The 19506-nt window shown below is 69.7% G+C and carries 15 protein-coding genes; 8 read left to right on the forward strand and 7 right to left on the reverse strand.

Annotation, left to right across the window (positions count from 1 at the left end; genetic code table 11):
* The first annotated feature begins 73 nt into the window (after positions 1 to 73).
* The 6 genes from Q2K19_RS22285 (at position 74) to Q2K19_RS22310 (ending at position 8494) form a co-directional block, all read left to right on the forward strand.
* The gene (locus Q2K19_RS22285) at positions 74 to 1189 is read left to right on the forward strand and encodes a trypsin-like peptidase domain-containing protein (protein ID WP_302763433.1); all 1116 of its coding nucleotides are present in this window, start codon (positions 74 to 76) and stop codon (positions 1187 to 1189) included.
* A gap of 8 nt (positions 1190 to 1197) precedes the next feature.
* Positions 1198 to 4437, forward strand: coding sequence for an AAA family ATPase (locus Q2K19_RS22290; RefSeq protein WP_302763434.1), 3240 nt, complete (start codon positions 1198 to 1200; stop codon positions 4435 to 4437).
* Between the two features lie 292 nt (positions 4438 to 4729).
* Positions 4730 to 5335, forward strand: coding sequence for a helix-turn-helix domain-containing protein (locus tag Q2K19_RS22295; RefSeq protein ID WP_302763436.1), 606 nt, complete (start codon positions 4730 to 4732; stop codon positions 5333 to 5335).
* A gap of 68 nt (positions 5336 to 5403) precedes the next feature.
* A complete protein-coding gene (locus Q2K19_RS22300) occupies positions 5404 to 6549 on the forward strand; it encodes a patatin-like phospholipase family protein (RefSeq protein WP_302763437.1) in 1146 nt (381 codons plus the stop codon).
* Between the two features lie 819 nt (positions 6550 to 7368).
* Positions 7369 to 7557 carry a hypothetical protein gene (locus Q2K19_RS22305; protein ID WP_302763439.1) on the forward strand — a complete coding sequence of 63 codons (189 nt, stop codon included), beginning with the start codon at positions 7369 to 7371 and terminating at the stop codon, positions 7555 to 7557.
* Positions 7547 to 8494 carry a tyrosine-type recombinase/integrase gene (locus Q2K19_RS22310; RefSeq protein ID WP_302763440.1) on the forward strand — a complete coding sequence of 316 codons (948 nt, stop codon included), beginning with the start codon at positions 7547 to 7549 and terminating at the stop codon, positions 8492 to 8494. Before Q2K19_RS22305 ends, Q2K19_RS22310 begins: the two co-directional genes overlap by 11 nt.
* 437 nt (positions 8495 to 8931) lie before the next feature.
* Here Q2K19_RS22310 and Q2K19_RS22315 read toward each other — a convergent pair whose 3' ends face one another.
* Positions 8932 to 9540: a response regulator gene (locus Q2K19_RS22315; protein WP_302772706.1), complete on the reverse strand. Its 609-nt coding sequence runs from the start codon at positions 9538 to 9540 to the stop codon at positions 8932 to 8934.
* Between the two features lie 32 nt (positions 9541 to 9572).
* Positions 9573 to 10814, reverse strand: coding sequence for a sensor histidine kinase (locus tag Q2K19_RS22320; protein WP_302763442.1), 1242 nt, complete (start codon positions 10812 to 10814; stop codon positions 9573 to 9575).
* A 44-nt stretch (positions 10815 to 10858) separates the two neighbouring features.
* On the opposite strand from Q2K19_RS22320, the gene Q2K19_RS22325 reads away from it, so the two are divergent.
* On the forward strand, positions 10859 to 11524 hold the full coding sequence (locus tag Q2K19_RS22325) for a hypothetical protein (RefSeq protein ID WP_302763443.1): 666 nt from the start codon (positions 10859 to 10861) through the stop codon (positions 11522 to 11524).
* A gap of 825 nt (positions 11525 to 12349) precedes the next feature.
* Here the strand turns inward: Q2K19_RS22325 and Q2K19_RS22330 are convergent.
* From Q2K19_RS22330 to Q2K19_RS22340, 3 genes are all read right to left on the reverse strand, one after another.
* On the reverse strand, positions 12350 to 13324 hold the full coding sequence (locus Q2K19_RS22330) for a hypothetical protein (protein ID WP_302763444.1): 975 nt from the start codon (positions 13322 to 13324) through the stop codon (positions 12350 to 12352).
* A gap of 324 nt (positions 13325 to 13648) precedes the next feature.
* Positions 13649 to 14797, reverse strand: coding sequence for a hypothetical protein (locus tag Q2K19_RS22335; protein WP_302763446.1), 1149 nt, complete (start codon positions 14795 to 14797; stop codon positions 13649 to 13651).
* A gap of 7 nt (positions 14798 to 14804) precedes the next feature.
* Entirely contained in the window at positions 14805 to 15116 is a 312-nt protein-coding gene (locus Q2K19_RS22340; protein ID WP_302763447.1) for a hypothetical protein, read from the reverse strand.
* Between the two features lie 60 nt (positions 15117 to 15176).
* Between Q2K19_RS22340 and Q2K19_RS22345 the strand changes: the two genes are divergently transcribed.
* Positions 15177 to 17525 carry a DEAD/DEAH box helicase gene (locus tag Q2K19_RS22345; RefSeq protein ID WP_302763448.1) on the forward strand — a complete coding sequence of 783 codons (2349 nt, stop codon included), beginning with the start codon at positions 15177 to 15179 and terminating at the stop codon, positions 17523 to 17525.
* A gap of 177 nt (positions 17526 to 17702) precedes the next feature.
* On the opposite strand, the gene Q2K19_RS22350 is transcribed toward Q2K19_RS22345, so the two are convergent.
* Positions 17703 to 18374 carry a hypothetical protein gene (locus Q2K19_RS22350; RefSeq protein ID WP_302763450.1) on the reverse strand — a complete coding sequence of 224 codons (672 nt, stop codon included), beginning with the start codon at positions 18372 to 18374 and terminating at the stop codon, positions 17703 to 17705.
* 12 nt (positions 18375 to 18386) lie between these two features.
* Entirely contained in the window at positions 18387 to 18953 is a 567-nt protein-coding gene (locus tag Q2K19_RS22355) for a helix-turn-helix domain-containing protein (protein WP_302763451.1), read from the reverse strand.
* Positions 18954 to 19506 lie beyond the last annotated feature (553 nt).

The raw sequence follows: 19506 nt of genomic DNA on the forward strand, positions 1-19506 counted from the left end.
TCGGTGATCCGTCATCCTTGCTGCTCACTCAAGGTCACACGTACGGTACTCATCGATGCGAGAGGAGTATCGGATGAAAGCTCATCGCCTGACTGGACCCGAGCAGGGGGAGCTGGCCGATCTGCTCGTCGAGGCGTTCACGCGGGCCCGGTTCGAGCAGATGTTGTCGCGCCGCCTCAACCGCAACATCGAGCGTCTGGTCAGCCCGGCGGACGATCTCGACACGGTCCTGTACAAGGTCATCGACGACGCCACCCGTCAAGGATGGTGGGTCGACCTGGTGACCGCCGCGCGAGCGGCACGCCCCACGGACGCCGGTCTCCAGGCGTTCGGCAGCCGGTTCGGCCTCGGTCCGGTGATCGTGACCCCGGACGGCGCGGTGACCGACGAACGACGGCTGCTGGCGTACGTCCGGAAGGGCCGCACCGGCTACGACATGGTCGAGTGGCGGGCGCGGCTGGGCGAAATCGAGGGCCGGGTCTGCCGCATCGAGTTTCCGCACGGACGGGGCCGGGTGCGGGCCACCGGCTTCCTCGTCGGCCCGTCCGTGGTGCTCACCAACCATCACGTGGTCGAGCCGATCATCGACGAGAAGGCGCCGCCGTCCGCGGTGACTATCCTGTTCGACCCCGCCTACCGCGAGGACGGCACGTCGCTGCCGACCGGCACCCGGTACCGGTTGGCGGCGGACTGGTGCATCGGGTTCAGCCCGAGCAGCCTGATGGACCGCAAGCTCAAGCCGGACCGCGAACCGCACGACGGCGAGCTCGACTTCGCCCTGCTGCGGGCGGATGGACGGCCCGGCGACGAGCCGGTCGGCGGGTCGACCGCAGACCGTCCGGCGCCCCCGCGCGGCTGGTTTCCGATGCCGGCCGAGGACCACGACTTCACCTCCTCGCCGGAGCTGCACATCGTGCAGCACCCTGGCGGGCGGCAGATGGTGGTGATGGTCGACAATGAGGCGGTCATCGAGGTCAATCCTCCGGGTACGCGCGTGCGCTACCGCACCAACACCGAACCGGGATCCTCCGGCTCGCCGTGCTTCGGGCCGGACTGGCAATGGGTCGCCGTGCACCAGAGCGGTGACCCGGCCTTCCCCGCCACCGGCGTCGCCGGGTACAACCAGGGCATACCCGTGTCGGCGCTGCGCCGGGCCACCGAACGGTGGCGCGCCGAGATCGAGGCCTGAGGCCGGCCATGCCCCGCGCGTCCCTGCAACCGCACGAGGTCCTTGAGATCCGCGAGGCGTTGTTCAACTACTACACCTTCAACCAGCTCAGGGATGTCGTCCGGCGACTCGATGTCGACCTCAGGCGGCTGGAGAAGGAGAATGCCACGCTCCCGGATTTCGCCCGCGACGTTGTCGAGACGGCCGACCGCCAGGGCTGGCTGATGCCGCTGCTCGCCGCTACCGCGCACATCGATCCGCTGATCGGGGCGCACCTCGAGCGGCTGGCCAAGGCGCAGGCGGACGCCGGCCCGTCGCCGGGCGAGCGCGGGAACCACCTGGTCGTCGCGGTCGCGCACGCGCCGCAGGACGCCGCGCTGGCCGACGAACTGGAGCGCTACCTGGAACGGTCTGCACTGCCGGTGCAGCCGTTGCGCGGCGGCGGCGCGGACGTTCTCGTGTTCCTGGCCACCGAACACGCGATCGGCGAGGCGTCTCCGTGCCGTGCCAAGGTCGAGGACGCAGTCACCCGAGGGCTGGACGTCATCGCAGTGGTCGCCGATTCCGCCGCGCCCCGATCCGGGTGGGCCGCCGGGCTGGACCCGGTCGACGGTCGCGACGGATGGGTGGGCCTCGGGCGCCGGCTGCGCGAGGCCGCCTCGCCCCGTCGGCAACTCCGCAAGCTGGTCTCCCGCCGGGACGCCGTCGAGCGCGGCCGGGCCGGCGCCGACACGGCCGAGGCCGACCGGATCAACGCCGAACTGCGGGAACTGCACGAGCTCATCGCGCAGGTGAGTCTGCGGCTCGACGGCCACCGCCCCGAACCCGCGCCGGCCCAGCCTCTCGACGTGCCGGGACCCGCCGACGACGACCTCGCCTATGCGGGTGAGCCGCTCGCCGCCGACCACTCGACGTTCCACGATCGGCAGCCGTACCTCGACGAACTGGAACGCCTTCTCTCCGAACCCGACCAGCGGATGATCTTTTTGCAGGGCCGCAGCGGCGTCGGCAAGACCGGCGTGGTGGCCCGGCTGCTCGCCGAACGCCGAGCCGGCCTCCGGGCGCCCTTCCTACGCGGCTTCGTCTATTTGCCGGCCTTCGGCTTCCGGCCGGTCAACGCCGCGGCCGTGGTCAGCGCGATCGCCCGGATGGTCCGTGGCCGGGAGCAGGCGCGGCTGGTGGTCAACGCGCAGCGGCTCAAACAGCCCTGGCTCGATGTTCTCGACCATGCTCTCGACGGTCTGGCGGATTGCCCGGTGCTGCTCGTCATCGACGACGCCGATGAGCTGTTCGGCGAGGACGGCCGGTTCCAGGACGAGGAGCTGCGGGACGTGGTCGACCGGCTGCGGCAGCGTCGCGACCACGGGGTGCGGATCCTGCTGGTGGGCCAGCCGATCGGGCCGGTGCCCGAGTCGTTCGAGCTGAGTCTGGACGAGGGCCTGCCCGAACCGCACGACCTCAGGTTCCTGCAGGCACTCGACACGGAAGGCCTGCTGCACCTGAACGACGTGCCGACGCTCACCTATCTCTGCCGCCTCGTCGACGGCTCGCCCCGTGCACTGGAACTCGTGTTCGCCCTGCTGAGCCAGGACTCGCGCCGCTCGATCGAGGACCAGATCCACGACCTGGAGCAGATCTCCGGTGACCCATCCGGTGCCGTGCTCAAGAAGGTCTTCCTGCAGCTCGACATCGAGGACAAGCGTATCCTGCAGGCCCTGGCGATCTACGCCCGACCGGTCAAGCCCGCGGCGGTCGACGAACTCCTCGGCGATTACGTGCCCGGTATCGGCAGCGCGCACCGATTGCTGCGGCTGCACCGCCTGCGGCTGGTCCGGCGCGACGATCAGGGCCGGTTCTACCTGCCGCCCCGCAACGACCGGGCGATCGTGCTGAACACGCTCGCCGAGGGCGGCTGTGACGACGTGGCCGCCAGTTCCGGGCTGCTGACCCAGGTAGCGCTCTACCATCGGGCGGCGGAGCACTTCGAGCGGCACCGCACCCCCGCCGAGAAGATCGGCGGCGTCGGAGATCTCGACAACCATCTGGCCGAGATTGACATGCGCATCGCGGCCGGCGAGTACTCCACCGCGCTGCACCTCGCCGACGACCTCAACCGGTTCTATCTCATGCGATGGGGGCACGGGGTACTTGTCGAGCGCCCGCTCACCCGGCTCGAAGGGCGGCTGACCGACCGCGACGAGTACTTCCGGCTCTGCGCTCTCGCGTGGATCGCGGGCCAGCAGCGCCGGCCAGAGCGGGTGATCGAACATGCGGCCGCGGCTCAACGGCTCGCAGGCAGCCGGAAGGCCGTCGCCCGGCTCCTGACCACCGTCGGCAAGGCTCACTTCGACCAGGATCGGCTGGACGAGGCCGCCAATCTTCACCGGCAGGCGCTCCGCCGCATTCCGATGGTCCTGGTCCCTTCCGGCGGTATCATCCGGGCCGCCGCGCAGATCGGCATCGCTTCGGTGCTGACCAGGGCGGCGGACTTCACTGGCGCGTTGGACCACTACGAGAAGGCCCGGCGGAACCTGCCCCGGTCGCTCGACGGCGCGGGTTCCGACGCCGCGCTGCTCCTCGTCCTGGACGCGGCCGGCCGCGGCATCATCCGCACCCACCTCGGCGACTATACCGGGGCGGCGCGCGATCTCGGCCGCGCGAGACATCTCGCGGAGTTGGCCGGCCTCGAGATCGAGCTCGGCGAGGGTCATCTTCACGATGCGCAACTGCTGATCGTGCAGGAGCGGTGGGACGAAGCTGAGACGGCGGCTGACCGCGCCGCGCGATCGGCGGACGAGACGGGAAGCCGGATGCTGCGCCGCGACGCTCGCGAGGTGTCGTCACTCATCGCGCTCTGCCGAGGCGAGCTCAAGCAGGCGGCCGACACGATTCGGGTCGCGGTGCGGCACGACCCGACCGCCGATGGGCTCGCTTTGAAAGGCATGATCGACTTCAGGTCAGGAGACCTGCCGGCCGCCCGATCCGCGTTCAAGGAGGGTCTCCGCCTCGTGCCTGAACCTCCCGCCGATGGGTACCCCGACTACCAACTCATGGACGCCCGCGGGCTGATCTTGACGGGGCTGGCGGTGTGCGACGATCTGACGTCGGACCTCATCGACCAGGCCGCCGACGCCTACCGTCAGGCCAGGCGCGTCACGGCGGCGAAGGGTGCCGTGGCCCGAGTTGCGTTGCGGCTCAAGCAGTTGGAGACGGACTCTGTGTCGATCCCGGAGCGACTTTGGGCTGCTGCTCAGATCCCATCACAATGATAGCCACGCCGAGGAGGACCAGGACGACGATCACGCCGACCGCGACCAGCACGCCACCGACCCCGCCCCGCTCGGCGGGGTCAATCCACCCTGCCATGTGCCTGCGGTAGAACATTGGATCACCAAGCGTCCATTTCGTGTCACTGTGAGTGCCTGAGGCGACGTTAGAGGCCGCCCGAGCGGCGGGTCCATGACGCATTGACCGCGTCCGTTCCCCGCCATCCGGCGGCGCGACCCTGACATGCACGTCGAGGTGCTGGCGGCGCCGCACCGTCTCGGCGAGGATCAGGCGATGGTTCCCCGGGTCGCGGTCGTCGATCCGTTGCCGCTGTTCCGGCGCGGCGTGGTCGCGGCGATCACCGCGGCCGGGTACGGCGTGGAGGAACCCGACGACGCGGTGACCTGGGCGGCCGTTCCAGAGAGGCGGATCGTCGTGCTGACCGTGCAGGCGCCCGGTGACTGGGCCATGCTCGACGCGGTCTGCCGTGGCGCGGCCGGCAACGGCGTGATCGCCGTCCTCGACCGGCCCGAACCGGCCGCGTACGTGCGTGCCCTAACCTCCGGCGCGGTCGCCGCGATCCCGCGCGACGCCCCACCCGCGGTGCTTCGCGCCGTGCTCGACGCGGCCGCCGACGGGAAGAGCCTGATCCCCACCGAGGCGCTGCGGGCCCTGATTCGCCCGGAGGCCGGCCCGGACGTCGGCGACGCCGTGCCGTCGGCGGACGAGATTTCCTGGTTGCGCCGGCTCGCCAGGGGAGACAGCGTCGCCGAGGTCGCCGACCGGTCCGGGTACTCGGAACGGATGATGTTCCGCCTGCTTCGCGATGTCTACACCCGGATGGGCAAACGGAACCGGACCGAGGCCCTCATGCACGCCAAGGACCAGGGTTGGCTCTGACTCTGTCGCATCCACGATTGCGCTCCGCGACCGGGAGTGCACACGCTGGTGCGACGGCAGGAGGAGTCATGACCGGAGACCTTGCCGACCTGCTGGCCGACCACAGGCCGGCTCCCGACCGACCGCGACGCGCCCGGGAGGGGACCGCGCTGTGCCTCTCCGGAGGCGGTTACCGGGCGATGCTGTTCCACGCCGGCGCGCTGATCCGGCTCAACGAGACCGGACTGCTCGGCCGACTCGACTTCGTGTCCAGTGTGTCCGGCGGCTCGATCGCCGCCGGCGCCCTCGCCTGCGGATGGTCCCGCCTCACCTGGGCGGACGGCGTCGCCACCAACCTCGACACCGCGGTCGTCGACCCGCTGATGCAGCTCGCCGGCCACACCATCGACCGGCCCTCGGTGCTCACCGGCGCGCTGCTTCCCTTCCGGACGATTGCCGAGCAGGCCGTCCGGGCGTACCGGAAACATCTCTTCGCGGACATGTCCACCCGCGACCTGCCGGACCACCCACGGTTCGTCTTCACCGCGACCAACCTGCAGTCCGGTGCGCTGCTGCGCATCTCGAAGAAGTACCTGCGCGACTGGCGGGTCGGCAAGGTGGACGTGCCAGACGTGCCGATCGCCGTCGCGGTGGCCGCGTCAGCGGCGTTCCCGCCGGTGCTGTCGCCGGTGCGGCTGCGGATTCCGACCGGGGCGTGGTCGGAGACTGGCGACGCGCTCGCCGATCCGGCCTACCGCACCGAGATGGTGCTGTCCGACGGCGGCGTCTACGACAACCTCGGCCTGGAGCCGGTGATCAAGCGGTGCTCGACCATTCTGGTCAGCGACGGCGGCGGGCAGTTGCGCCCGCGCACGCGCGTGGCGGTAACCTGGGCGCGGCACACCGCGCGGGTGCTGTCGGTGATCGACCAGCAGGTCCGCAACCTCCGTAGCCGGATGCTGATCCAGGGGTACGAGGACGGGGTGTACCAGGGGGCGTACTGGGGCATCCGCACGCCGATCGAGCAGTACGGGACCCCCGGCGCGCTGGACTGCCCCGAGCCGTCGACCCGCCTCCTGGCGCAGACACCGACCCGGCTCAAGGCGCTCGACGTCGTCCACCGCCAATGCCTGGCGAACTGGGGGTACGCGGTCTGCGACGCCGCCGTCCGCCGACATGTGGTCAAGGACGCGCCGAAGCCGGCCTTCCCCTGGCCGGAAGCAGCTGTCGGCTGAACACGGACCCTAACGCCCAGTGGCACGTACGGATCTGAGGTAGCCAGGCAGCCGGTATCGAAGCCGGGCAGAGCAAGCCAACCGCGATTGCTTTCGTCGCCTCCGACGGAACGATGGCCCTCGCCAGCACGGATGCTGCAACCGATGCCAAGCTTCGCGAGCTGATCGACACGCTGCAATGACTGTCCGTGCTCCTCGACAAGCACGACTTGGCCGTTGCGCCGGAATCGTAAGTTGCGCGTCGGTGAGCAGCCGGCGTTTCTCCTCGCTCTTCGGCGTGCCCGAAGAGGTCACCGACCAACTAGGCTTGGGTTAGCCTCAAGGTCTTGCCGATCCTCATCGGCCGTGGGGCAATGGTTCGTGTGGCCCCTCGGACACCAGTTCTGGTGGAGTTCCACTGAAGATGAACGGGACCCGGTTCCGCATCGATGCGCCGGAGTACCTGCGCTCACCCGTCATCGTGAGCGTCGGCTAGCCGTACGTGGGCCCCGGCGCGCAGCGGGTTGTTGCCGGTTGGACCGGCCATGACACCAACTCGACCCCGCGACCGTGAGCAGCTCATCGGCGCGCTCATTCCGGTCCCGCTTTCCGACCGACCGCGACCCCGTCCGGCGCCGATGCCGGCGCTGCCCGCACCGCGCCCGCCGGCAGACGCCTCACGGGACGAGATCCTGATCGGTATGGCTCGCCCGGACCGCTCCGGCCGGGTGACCGAACGCGGTCTGCTGCGCGCGCTGCGCTGGGGCCCGGGCCATCGCATCGCCATCAACGCGCAGGACCAGATGCTGGTGATCGTCGGCGCGTGCGGGGCAGCATGTGGTGGGCAGCCGAGGGGAGCTGCCGCTACCGGCCAGCGCGCGCCAGATGTGCGCGATCGTGCCCGGGCAGTCGCTGCTGCTCGCCGCTCTGGTCGCCCATGACCTGCTGGTGATCCACCCGGCCAGTACCGTCGCGCGGCTGCTGGCCGACCTGCACGCCCAGGTGATCGGAGGCCGTCGTGTCGGCTGATCCCGCCCGTGTCGCCGCAGCCCGGCAACTGCTGGCCCACCTCGGCGTCACCCTCGCCGATCTGCAGGCCGAGCCCGGTCCGAGCCTGCCGACGCTTGCCGAGTACCTGCCCCACGTCGTCGCGGCAGCCGGGCCAGGTGCCCGTCGCACCTACGGGACCTACTGGAACCGCATGGCCGCCGCCTGGGGCGAGCGCCCCTTGGACGCGGTCGTCGCCAGCGACATCGAGGCGATGCAACGACAGATGGCCGTGACCGCCCGGTCGCGGCGTAACAGCCGCTGCGGCCGGCACGCCGGCGAGCACGTCATCGCCGCCGCCCGCGCCATCTACAACCGGGCCATCGCCGACGGGCTCATCGACGCCGCAGCCAGCCCCGCCCACCGGGTGGTCAAGCCCCGCCGACTACCGAGCACCCGCCGCGCCCTGACCTCCGACGAGCTCGAACAGATCAACGCCGCCGCCCGCAGCAGCGGTAACGACGTCCTCCTTGACGCCCTTCTGCTGCGGCTGCACACCGAGACCGCCTGCCGCCGCGGTGGCGCGCTCGGGATACGGCTGGCCGACCTGGACGCCGAACGCGGGCTCGTGCGGCTGACCGAGAAGGGTGCCACCCTGCGCTGGCAGCCGATCACCCTTGACCTGGCCGCTCACCTCGATGAACATGCCCGCGCCCGGGGCGCGGTCTTGCCCACCGACCTTCTGCTGCGCTACCGCAACGGGCGGGCGATTACCGGCCGCCGCTACGACCACCTGTGGAAACGCATCGGCGAGCAGTTGCCGTGGGTGGCCGCCCAGGGCATCTCCACGCACTGGCTGCGGCACACCACCCTGACCTGGGTCGAACGGCACTTCGGCTACGGCATTGCCCGCGCCTACGCCGGGCACACCGACTCCACCGGGCCCGCGACCACTACATACATCAAGGCCGACCTGTAAGCCGTCGCTGCGGCGCTGTCCGCCCTGACCGGCCAACCCCACCCGCTCGCCGCCGTAGACCGCGCCAGCGGGCCGTGATGTCAGCCGGAACTGCCAGCGGCGGAATCGGGTTGATGGTCAGCCCCGTTTCGCAGCTGGCGGTCAGCGCACGGTTACAGCACATCGGACTCCTTGATATCTGGCAGCCCGGTGGGTGTAACCATGGCAGGGCACAAGAATCGGATACCGAGCCGGATCAGCCAGTCCGCGCTGGCGGCCTGCAAGGTCCACGGGCGGTGCAGCAGGATCGAACGCATCGCTTCAGGCGTGGCAATCTGCGCCGGCAGTGGCGGCAGTTCTCTGAGCTGCTGGCCGTAACGGCTCCAATACTCGTGCTCACCGTCGAAGGCGGCACTGACACACTCCTTGACCAGCTGCGGCCACGTCGGGGTGCCCCACTAGCCGGGCACCACGAGGCCGTGCTCGTAGGCGAAGATCACCGCTTGGATGCGGTCGCGTAGGTCGAGTTTGGTAAGGATCCGGCTGACGTGGGTCTTGGCGGTCGTGTCGGAGATGAAGAGCTCTGCGGCGATCTCGGGGTTGGACAGGCCACGTGCCATGAGCCGCAGCACCTCCAGTTCCCGGGCGGTGAGGGTATCCAGGGCGGGTGAGCGGCGCGGGATAGGGGCCCTGGCGAAGGCCTCGATGACGCGGCGGGTCACTCCTGGCGTGAGCATGCCGTTCCCCGCCGCGACGACCCGGACCGCCTCGATGAGCTGCTCGGCCGGGGCCTCCTTGGTGATGAACCCGGCGGCTCCGGCTCGCAGCGCCTCGTAGACGTACTCGTCGAGGTCGAAGGTGGTCAACACGATGATCCGGGTGGGCTGTCCGGCCAGTTGCCGGGTTGCCTCCAGGCCGTTGACGCCGGGCATCCGGATGTCCATGAGCGCGACGTCGGGGGTGAGGGAGCGGATCGCCCGTACGGCCTGCTCACCGTCACTCGCCTCCGCCACGACCTCCATATCGGGCTCGTCGTCGAGCATCAGCCGGAAGCCCCGCCGTACCATGGCCTGGTCGTCGGCGATCACCACCCGAATGCTCACCGCTCGCTCCCCGCGAACGGCAGCAGGGCGTGCACGCGGAAACCGCCGCCCTCGCGGGGACCGGCCTCCAGCCGCCCGTCGTACAGCGTTGCCCGCTCGCGCATCCCGATCAGACCGTGCCCGGTGCCCGGGCCGAGCGGCGCCGTCCCCTTACCGTCGTCGCGGACCTCCAGTTCCACGGCCTCGCCGTTCCACCGGATCGCGAGCTCCGCCCGCGCGCCCTGCCCGGCGTGCCGGAGGGTATTGGTCAGCGCCTCCTGCACGATCCGATACGCGGCCAGGTCTACGCCGGGTGGCAGCGTGGAAGGCGCACCCTCGACCGTCACCTCGACGGTGAGTCCGGTCTCGCGCATCTGGTCCAGCAATGGTGGCAGCCGGTCGAGCCCGGGCTGCGGGTCGAGCGCAAGCACTTCGCCGTCCGCGCGAAGGATCCCGAGCAACCGCCGCAGTTCTCCGATCGCGCCCCGCCCTGCCTGCTCGACCTCGTCGAGGAGTTCGCTGTCGCTGGGCCGCTCGTGCCGCAGACGCCGCCGTACGACGCCTGTTTGCACGACCATCACGCTGAGACTGTGGGCGATCACGTCGTGCAGCTCGCGGGCGATCCTGGTCCGCTCGGCGAGCACGGCCCGCTGCGCGTCCTCGGCACGCCGCCGCTCGAGCTCGGCGGCCTGCTCCTTCAAGATTTGCGTCTCCTGGCCGCGCATACGGATCAGGTAACCGAGGATCCACGCCCCGGCGAACAGCACTCCGGTGAACAGGAAGTCCCCGACACCGCCGCGACGGGGGTCAATGGCGAAGCCGACCAGCACGAACGTGGCCACCATGGCGGCGCCGACGACGGCGTCACTGAGCTTGGCGTTGGCCGCCACGGAGTAGCAGCCCACGATCATGGCGAAAAACACGTAGCCGCTCTCGAAACTGTGGCTCACCAATGAGGAGGTGGCCACGACGAACATGACAACGGCGATCACACCGAGCGGCCAGACGCGCCGCCACGCGATGGGCACGACCGTGGCGGCAGCGACGAGCATTTCCAGAATGGTGAAGTGAAGATCGGTGCTGGTCAACGCCTCGGCCACGGCGGCCGTGAGGAGCGCCCCGGCGACCAGGATGTCGGTCCAGGGCGGACGGGGCGGGGTCCAGCGCATGGCGCTCACGATAACGCCGCCGGCCGGGCGGTCGAACCCGTCCGCGTGGACGACGCCGGGATCGTCGGACTGCCGGACGACCAGCGGCATCCGCGCGACCTACGGTGACGGCCTCACCCATCAAGGAGGCTCACATGTCCACAACCCCCGACGACTTCCGTCGCCGCTTCACCGGTATATGCCTGATCGCCGGGCCGATCGTGATGACCGCGGCGATGGCGCTCAAGACAGTGTCAAGCCAGGACTCCCGCACCATCCTCACCGAGGTCGCCGCCGACCCGAGCCGATTCCGGCTGTCGATCCTACTCCAACTGGTAGCAGTCCTCCTGCTGGTGCCGGGGCTGGCCGGACTGCCGCGGCTGTTCCCCGGACGAGGCGCGGTGCTCGGTCACCTCGGGATCGGGCTGCTCACCCTCAACATGCTCGCGAACCTCGGCGATGCGGCGAGCGGCTCGGCCCTGTCAGCCATCGCCCCCGGCGGCGTCACCGACCAGAACGTGGCGATCCTGGACGCGGTCGCTCGCGAACCTGTCTTCATCATCATCCAGCTCATGGTGCTGATCGGCCTGCTCGGGTTCGTCCTACTGGCAGTCGCCCTGTTCCGGGCGCGCACGGTCCATTGGGCCATTCCCACGCTGTTGCTGGCGACGCTGGTTTCGTTCTTCGTACCCATCACTGAGGCGCTGGGGGGCGTTCTCCTCGTGCTGGCCTACGGCTGGATCGGCGCTCGCTTCCTGCGGCCCGAACCTGCTACGGAACACGTTGTTGAGCATGCCGCGGAACCTGCCGCGGCAGGGTAACCTCCCTGAGGATCCGCGAGGTGCTACGGCAACGCCAGCATCGGAGGCCACTCAGCAACCACGACCTCCTCCACACTCGCGGCTGTGGCGCGGGTCAGAGATGCACAACGATTCGCTCGCTCTTCTGCCCAGCTCGCTGAGGCTGCCCAGAAGCGCACTTCAGCGGGCCGAAGCGACTATTCGAGCCCCGCGCCCGCCATGACGGCACGGCCACCGCCCCACATCGGAGATCTTGGTCAACCTCGATACTCACGGCGGTGGCCGCGCAATGTCACGTCAACACGCTGAACCAAGCTGCGGCCACCGGCATTATCCCGCCGCGGACTTGGCTGACAGGCCATGATGGCCGCGGGAACCGCCAGCCGCAGAATCGTCAGCCCGAGCGGCTGTTGCCAGGGATGTTCGGTCACCGCAGATCGGACTCGTAAGGTTTCGGGAAGGCCAGATGGCGGCACTGTGGCAGGGACTATGAACCCGATGTCGAGCCGGATCAGCGACCCGCGACGTGCAAGGTTCACGGACGGTGCAGCAGGGTCGAACGCGTCGCTTCAGGCGCATGGCTGGCCGGAACCTAAAGGTGGTGCCGCCGCCAAGCGGTGGTTTCGGCTTCGAGCGCGAGGCGTGCAGGGTGGTGTCGCGGACCTCCCGGCGGCGTTCCCGAGGTGCAGCTGGACCAAGCAGCAGGGGTGATGCAGGGAGGACGGCCAATGCGGGCACCCGGAGCAACGCGGGGATGGTCATGGCGAGGACGGGCTCGGCATCCTTGATCCCCAGCCGACGCGGTCTGCCCTGCAGGAAGTGGTTGTTGGGCCGCTGCGGCCTGGTTCATCCAATCGGGGTGGCGATGGTGTGACCGAGGGTGCGCAGTGTGCGGCGGAACTGGCTTTCGTGTTCGACGGGTATGGCGAGGTGACGGTCGCCGACGAGGGTGCACAGGGTGCGCAGTTTCGGGTCGCGGGCGATGAGGTTTGCGAGGGGTACGTCGGCGCATTCGACGAGGCGGACGAGGCCGCGGTCGCGGACTCTGGCGGCGCGGGTGGTCACGTCATCGACGAGGACGATCATCGCTGCCGGCAGGTCGTGTGTTGCCCGGTCGGCGAGGAAGGTGACGAACTGGCCGAGCGGCCGGCCGGTTTCGACTGCGGTGAGCAGCGTGTCGGCGCGTACGGTCCAGACCCGGTCGCTGGTGTGCTCGGCGTGGGCGTCGAGGACGAGCCGGTCGGCGGCCGTGGGATCGCCGACGGCGACGATGTCCAGGGTTGGCAGGACTTTCAGGGTCCGCTCCGGCTCCGTGGTGCTGGCGGGTGGCTGGTAGTCGCCGGTCAGCCCGAGTGCGTAGGCGCCGAGCGGGTTGAGTCGGATGGCGCGCAGGCCGTCGTAGCGGCTGAGGTAGTCGAGGTCGTCGGCACCCCAGTTGCCGTGGTAGTCGCTGCGGGCGCCGACCGGGTCGGTGTACTCGATGTCGATGAGGCCGAGGGTCGCGGCGTACTCGAACAGCACGGCGAGGGTGTACCGGCCCTCGAGGACCGGCCAGTCCGCGAATCCGCTGTAGCCGAGGCTGCCGTACTGGGGGTCGACAAGGTAAAGCTTCCACAGCCCACGTTCGCTGCGGGCGACGGTCGGGGAGGTCTCCCGGCGGCGGCGCATGGCGGCGAACAGTTCATCGACGGCGATCCACTCGTCGCATCGGCAGGCGGCAAGGGCGGTGGCGAGGGCCTTGCGGCGGGTCTTGACCGACGTGAGGGCGTTCGCGGCACGCTGGCCCTTGATCCGGTCGATCCGGCTGAACTCGTCGAGCACGGTGGTGGTGACCCAGGACCGCCAGAGTTGCCGGATCGTCTGGCGGCCGGTCTACCGAGGGCTGCGCGTCCGCGATCGGTGAGCTGGAGTCGGCCGCCGGCGAGTTCGGCCAGTCCGCCGGCCTGCAGCAGCAGCGGCCACGCGAACGCCGCGATCGGCTCGGCGGGGTAGAAGTCCCCGCCGTCGAGCACCTCGGCGACGGCGGCGACGGTCGCGGCGGCGGGTCGACGGGTCGTTTCGCTGCACCGTAACCGACGGGCTGCCACGAGGTGCAGGACGGCGTGAAGGTTGGCCTCGGCCTGTGCGGCGGTCGACCGGAGGGTCTCAGGCATCGAGTCCTGCCAGGTCGAGGCGTTCCAGCAGGCTGGGCTTACGTGCGTGCACCGCCCGTAGTTCGGCCAGCCGCTGCCGGAACGGCGTGGTGCTGCCGTCGCGTTCGCTGAGGTCGCGCAGGTCGACAAGGAGTTGAACGCCCGTGTCGTAGTCGCGGGGTTTCTTCGTGGCGATGAGTTCGTTGACCCGCTGCCACGCGGCGGGCTGATCGACTGCGAGGGCGTCGAGGTGCCGTTGCCGGGCGGCCGCCGTGGACCGTTCCTGGCGGATCCGGTCCCGCTCACGCTGCTCGGCGACCTGGCGTTCCCGTTCGGCGCGGAGATCCGCGGCGGCGGCGAGCAGCTCCCCAGCGGTGCGTGGGGCCGTCGTGGTGGACGTGTCCGGGAGGTGTTCGTCGCGGTACCGGCGCAGCAGCCGGCCGCGCAGGGGACCGTCGCCGCCGCTGACCAGGTCGGCGAGGATGGCGTCCTTCTCTCGGACCGGGAGTCTGGTGACCCACGAGCGCAGTTGCGCGGCGGTCGGCTCGACGGCGGCCTGCGCCGAAGCGGCCGCCGCGGCCGCGATCAGATCAGGGTCGATGCACAGGAACTCGGCGACCGCGGTGAGCGAGGCGTCGAGCGTGCCCAGCCCGGCCGGGACGGGCGGCTCGGGTTCGTCGTCGTCGAGTTCCAGGGACTGTACGCAGCGCAGCCAGCCCAGGTACAGCAGGCGCAGGTCGCCGGCGGCGAGACCGGCCCGGACCGGGATGATCGAGGCCAGCAGGCCGTGACCGTCGAGGTCCCACTCATCGGTGCCGTCCTCGTCCTCCCGACAAAGGCGAACGATGACGTGCCTGCCGGCGGTCCACGCGGACGCACTGTCACCCGGAGAGTAGTCGGCGACGGCGGCGGGGTCGAGCACGCGCTTCGATAGCCGCAGCATGACCTGGCGGGTGCCCCAGTTCGCCAGGTACAGGTGCGCGTCGAAGTACCGCTCCATCAGCTTGCGCGGGTCACCCTTGAAATCGCCCCACTGATAGGTGTTGACGAAGCTGGTGGCGGTGATGTCGGCCCGGGTGGACAGCGACCGCAGTTCGGCCTGTTCGCGAGTCGTGAGGGGCCGGTCGACGGCGGTGAACTCGTAGTACTGATACTCGCTCACCGGCGGTCTACCGTCCCGCCCAGTGCCGGTAGGCGTCGATCCAGTCGGCGCCGTCCGGTGCTGGTGTGGGCAGCGGCAGGTCGAGCAGGTCGATCTTCTGCCGGTGCCGGCCTTGGGTGCAGACCGCGACGATGCTGTCGGCGGTCAGGTCGACCTTCCGCACGGTCACCTCCATGCCGAGGACGGTGGTGGTAAACGGCACCGCCAGATGCTCTTCGAGCAGGGTGAACAGGCCGGTGAGCTGTTCGTCGTCGCCGTACGCGTCAACGGTGGCCTCTTCGATCATCGCCTCGAGCGCCGCACTCCGCTTCGATGCCATCGGCGCAGGATAGCGGACCCGTCCCGCGGTGTTCGAAGCCCGATACGCGAGGATGGTCCGGTGGGTTCGGTCGACGAGTTCGAAGGTCTTCGCCGCGAGCTGCAGCGGTTACGGGCGGAGAACGCCCGGCTGTCACGGCTGCTCGAACTGCGTGGTCAGGACACGGCTCCTGCGCCGGAGCAGCTGTCCGCGCCGGTCGCTGCGCCGGGCCTGGTCACGATGGCCTCACCGGTGGCCGACAAGCTGGCGCTGTTCGCCGACCGGTTCCGGGCCCGCGTCGACGTGTATGCCGTGCGGTGGGAGAACACCCGCACCGGCGCCGCCGGGTGGATGCCCGCCGTCGCCGGCGGCTGGCGTAAGGGCATGGACCGGCGCGGCGCTACTTACCTGCCCCGGACGGGGGAGGTCGTCGCCGCTCATCTCGTCGGCGACGTGTTCATGGGGCTGTACCCGCTGCTGCCTGGCAACACATGCCACTTCGTCGTGGCCGACTTCGACGGCCCGACGGCGATGCTCGACGCCCTGGCCTACATCAAGGCGGCGCGGGCCAGCGCTGTGCCGGCGGCATTGGAGATCTCCCAGTCCGGTCGCGGCGCCCACGTGTGGATCTTCTTCGCCGGTGTGCTCCCGGCGACGACGGCGCGTGCCGTCGGCACCGCCCTGCTGCACGAGGCGATGGTGCTGCGCGGGTCGATGGATCTGCGGTCGTACGATCGGCTGTTTCCCAACCAGGACGTCCTTCCCGAGGGTGGCTTCGGCAACCTCATCGCCGCGCCGTTGCAGGGCCGGCGCCGTAAGGACGGGCTGACGACGTTCCTCGATCTCGGCACGCTCGAGCCGTACGCCGACCAGTGGGGGTTCCTGTCGACGCTGGACCGGCTCAGCCCCAGCGACGCGGAACGCATCGCCCGGCAGGCGAAGCGTGCCACCACCGGCGCGGACGTCGCGGCGATGAGCCGGTCCGATGCGACTCGAGTAAACCCTGCGCTGCCACCGGTGGTGCACGCGGAAGCCGGTGCCGGGCTGAGCCTCGACGCCGCACAACTCACCCCGGCCGCGTTGGCGACGTTCAAGCACGCCGCCGCCATGGCCAACCCGAAGTTCTACGAACTGCAGCGACTGCGGAAGTCCACCTGGGACACCCCACGATTCATCCGCGGCTACGACCTCACCCTCGACGACCGTCTGGTACTACCGCGCGGCCTGCGCCACACGATCGCCGCGATCGTCGAACACACCGGATCGCGGCTGGCCGTCACCGACGGACGAAACCCGGGCCGCGAAATCGACGCCCCGTTCACCGCCGAACTCACCACCAAGCAGAGCACCGCAGTCGGTGCGCTCCTCGCCCACGACGACGGTGTACTCGTCGCTCCACCAGGTTCCGGCAAGACCGTCATGGCCTGCGCCGTGATCGCCGAGCGCGGCACCTCCACCCTGGTGCTCGTCGACCGCAAAGCGCTGGCCGACCAGTGGCGCGCGCGCCTCGAACAGTTCCTCGGCATCCGGGCCGGCCAACTCGGCGGCGGCCGGCGCAAGCTCACCGGAGCGGTGGACATCGCGCTGCTGCCCTCCCTGGCCAGACGCGACGACATCACCACACTCACCCAGGGGTACGGGCACGTCATCATCGACGAGTGCCACCACCTCGCGGCCGCCGCTTACGAGCACTCGGTCAAACGGATCGCCGCGCAGTTCTGGCTCGGGCTCACCGCCACACCCGCCCGGCGTGACCGGCTCGACCAGCTCGTCACCTGGCAGCTCGGCCCGATCCGTCACACCATGACCGACGAGGAGCAGGGCACCATCGCGGCCGCGATGGCGGTCGATGCCGGACCACAACGACTGCTGCACGTCCACGACACCACGTTCCGGGCCGGCGACGTGGACCTGAACGCACCAGGCGCACTCGCCGAGATCCACCGATGCCTAGCCCTCGACCACACGCGCAACACCCAGATCGCCGACGATGTCACCGCAGCCCTCACGCGCGGGCGCAACTGTCTCGTCCTCACCCGGCGGGTCGCCCACGTCGACGCACTCACCGCGATGCTCGCGGCGCGCGGACATCAGGCGCTCGTACTCCAAGGAGCGATGAGCACCACCGACCGGCGAACCGCCGTCGACCGACTCGGCGAAGCCAAGGCCGGTGACGGCCTCCTCGTCATCGGCACCACACCGTTCATCGGCGAAGGCTTCGACGCCCCCGTCCTCGACACCCTCTTCCTCGCCGGCCCGATCTCCTACGAGGGGCTGCTCATCCAGTGCGCCGGGCGCGTGATCCGGGCGGCGCCCGGCAAGGACGTCGCCGAGGTCCACGACTACCATGACCCGGCCACCCCGATTCTCGCCACCTCACTCCAACGCCGTATGCCGGGATACCGAGCACTCGGCTTCTCCAAGGCGTGAGCGCACCGGACCCTGGGCCCCCGGGCACCGACAGGCCGGTCTGCAAGCGTCACGTAGTCCCCGCTACTGCAGCGAAGGCTGTAGTATCAGCGCATGCGCACTCAGAGTGCGCATCGATGCGGATCGTGGGGGTTCAGTTCCCCCCTCGGACACAAACCATTACCCCACGGTGCGCGCTTAGGTCCACTGAATTTCCGGCTGGCAGGTGGGCCGAAGGCCGAGTTGGCGGTAGACCTTGGCCTTGTCGGCGGGGTCGGCGTCACGGAGGACGGCGGCGATGTCGCCGAGGGCCGTCACCAGGTCTCTGATTTCCGCTCGGCTCATCTGGCGTGGGCTGTTGCCCGCGTTCGCGTCAAGCTCTGCTTCGGCGCGGGCGCGTTCGGTCTGGGTTTGAGCGATCCACCCGGTGACTACCGCTGGGTCGGCTCCGGCATCGAGGGCCGCTCGGTAGCGTTCCAGTTTCGCGTCGCATTCGTTGATGATTGTCTGGGCTGCCGTGGTTGGAACGGGCGGATGATTCAGGGGTTGGGCGTCGGCGAGCGCGGTGATTGTCTGTTCGATGCGGTGGGGTGTGAAGGCGGAGGCCAGCCAGGTGTCGAGGGGGTCGGTGAGGGCGTCCTCGCGTAGGTACACGTTGCGGGGATGTGGGACCTGGTTGGCGAGGGCGTATTCGTGGGGGAAGTGGCAGGTCGCGATCAGTTGCCCGACAGGCCGCGGCGCGCGGCCGCCAGGCCCCGACATCATCCCGAGATCCGCATGGGTCCACTTCCGCGGACCCGACAACCTGCAGGCGACGGCGGAAGAGACCGTCGTTACGGCGGCATTGACCGTGAAAGCCTGCGACGGCATTAGCGATGGGCATCATGCCCCGCGCTCGATGGCCTCCGAGCGGCAGGGAATGCACCTGCCAGCAGGCTGGCCGATGTGCCCCGGACGCGAGCAGCGGCGGCCACCGCCGGTCATCGGCGGCGCCGCGCCGCCCCGCTCGGCGTAACCCGGAGCGCGGGTCTGCTTCCTCTGCGGAGCGAACCGGTCGCGATTCGGTGCCCGCCTGTCTTTCATTGGTTGGTCTTCGAGGCTTCGGGTGACACCCTGTCTGTCACCCCCGCTTGCCGATTCTGTCACCCTGCCCTGCTGATTTGTCACCCCAGAGGCGGATCCCAGCCGCCCGGCTCCGGTGACCAGACGGTAGACGCGGGTGGCGATCCCGGCGACCTTGGACACGGCCAGGCGGCCGAGCTGCACCAGCTTGGAGAGGCATCGCTGCACCGTCCGCTCCGAGCAGCCGGCGTAGTTGGCGATGGTGGCGACGGAAGGCCAAGCCTTACCTTCATGATTGGCGTGTGCGGCGATGGCGATAGCCACGGCACGCTCGTTCTTCCCAAGATCTTTCGTCGCGAGAAGAGCGACTTTAACGGCCAGGCTCATGGCGTCGGAGCTCCTACGTCCGTCGGGGCCACGGGTAGGTGTTCTGCACCGACGCGGCCGAGCTTCAAAGGCATCCCGCGCCGTACAAGCGACAGGTCTAGTGATCCACGCTCACCTATCGCTGAAGGTCAAGTCGCAGAGGAGAAGCGGGCATCCCAACCGGCCGCCGACTGCGTCCGAATCGAGCTCGGCGAGGAGCCCCCACGCCCGGAATCCCGATACGAGCGCGCTGAGCGTTTGAGGTCGGCGAGGCGGCGCGGCGGGGAAGGCTACATGCGGACATTCCGGGCCGGACGGGCTCAGCTCACGAGGTGAAGGCGATTGGTCAGGTGAGGAGAGTCGAGTGCGAGGTCCGCGAGGCTGAGCGGACTCGCCGCGGAGCTGCTACAGCGCGCCGACTCGGCTCAAATCGGCCCAGGCGGCGTGGCCCAGGCTGGCGGTGGCAACGGGCACGCGTACCGATGCGGCGGCGAGGTGTTGGCGCAAGAGGGGGCGCGGGGGGCGGAGCACCGGCTCGGGGTCAACCGCATCTTCGCCAGCTCAGCCGGCTATG

The organism is Micromonospora sp. NBRC 110009 (assembly GCF_030518795.1).
In the GTDB taxonomy this organism is placed as follows: domain Bacteria; phylum Actinomycetota; class Actinomycetes; order Mycobacteriales; family Micromonosporaceae; genus Micromonospora.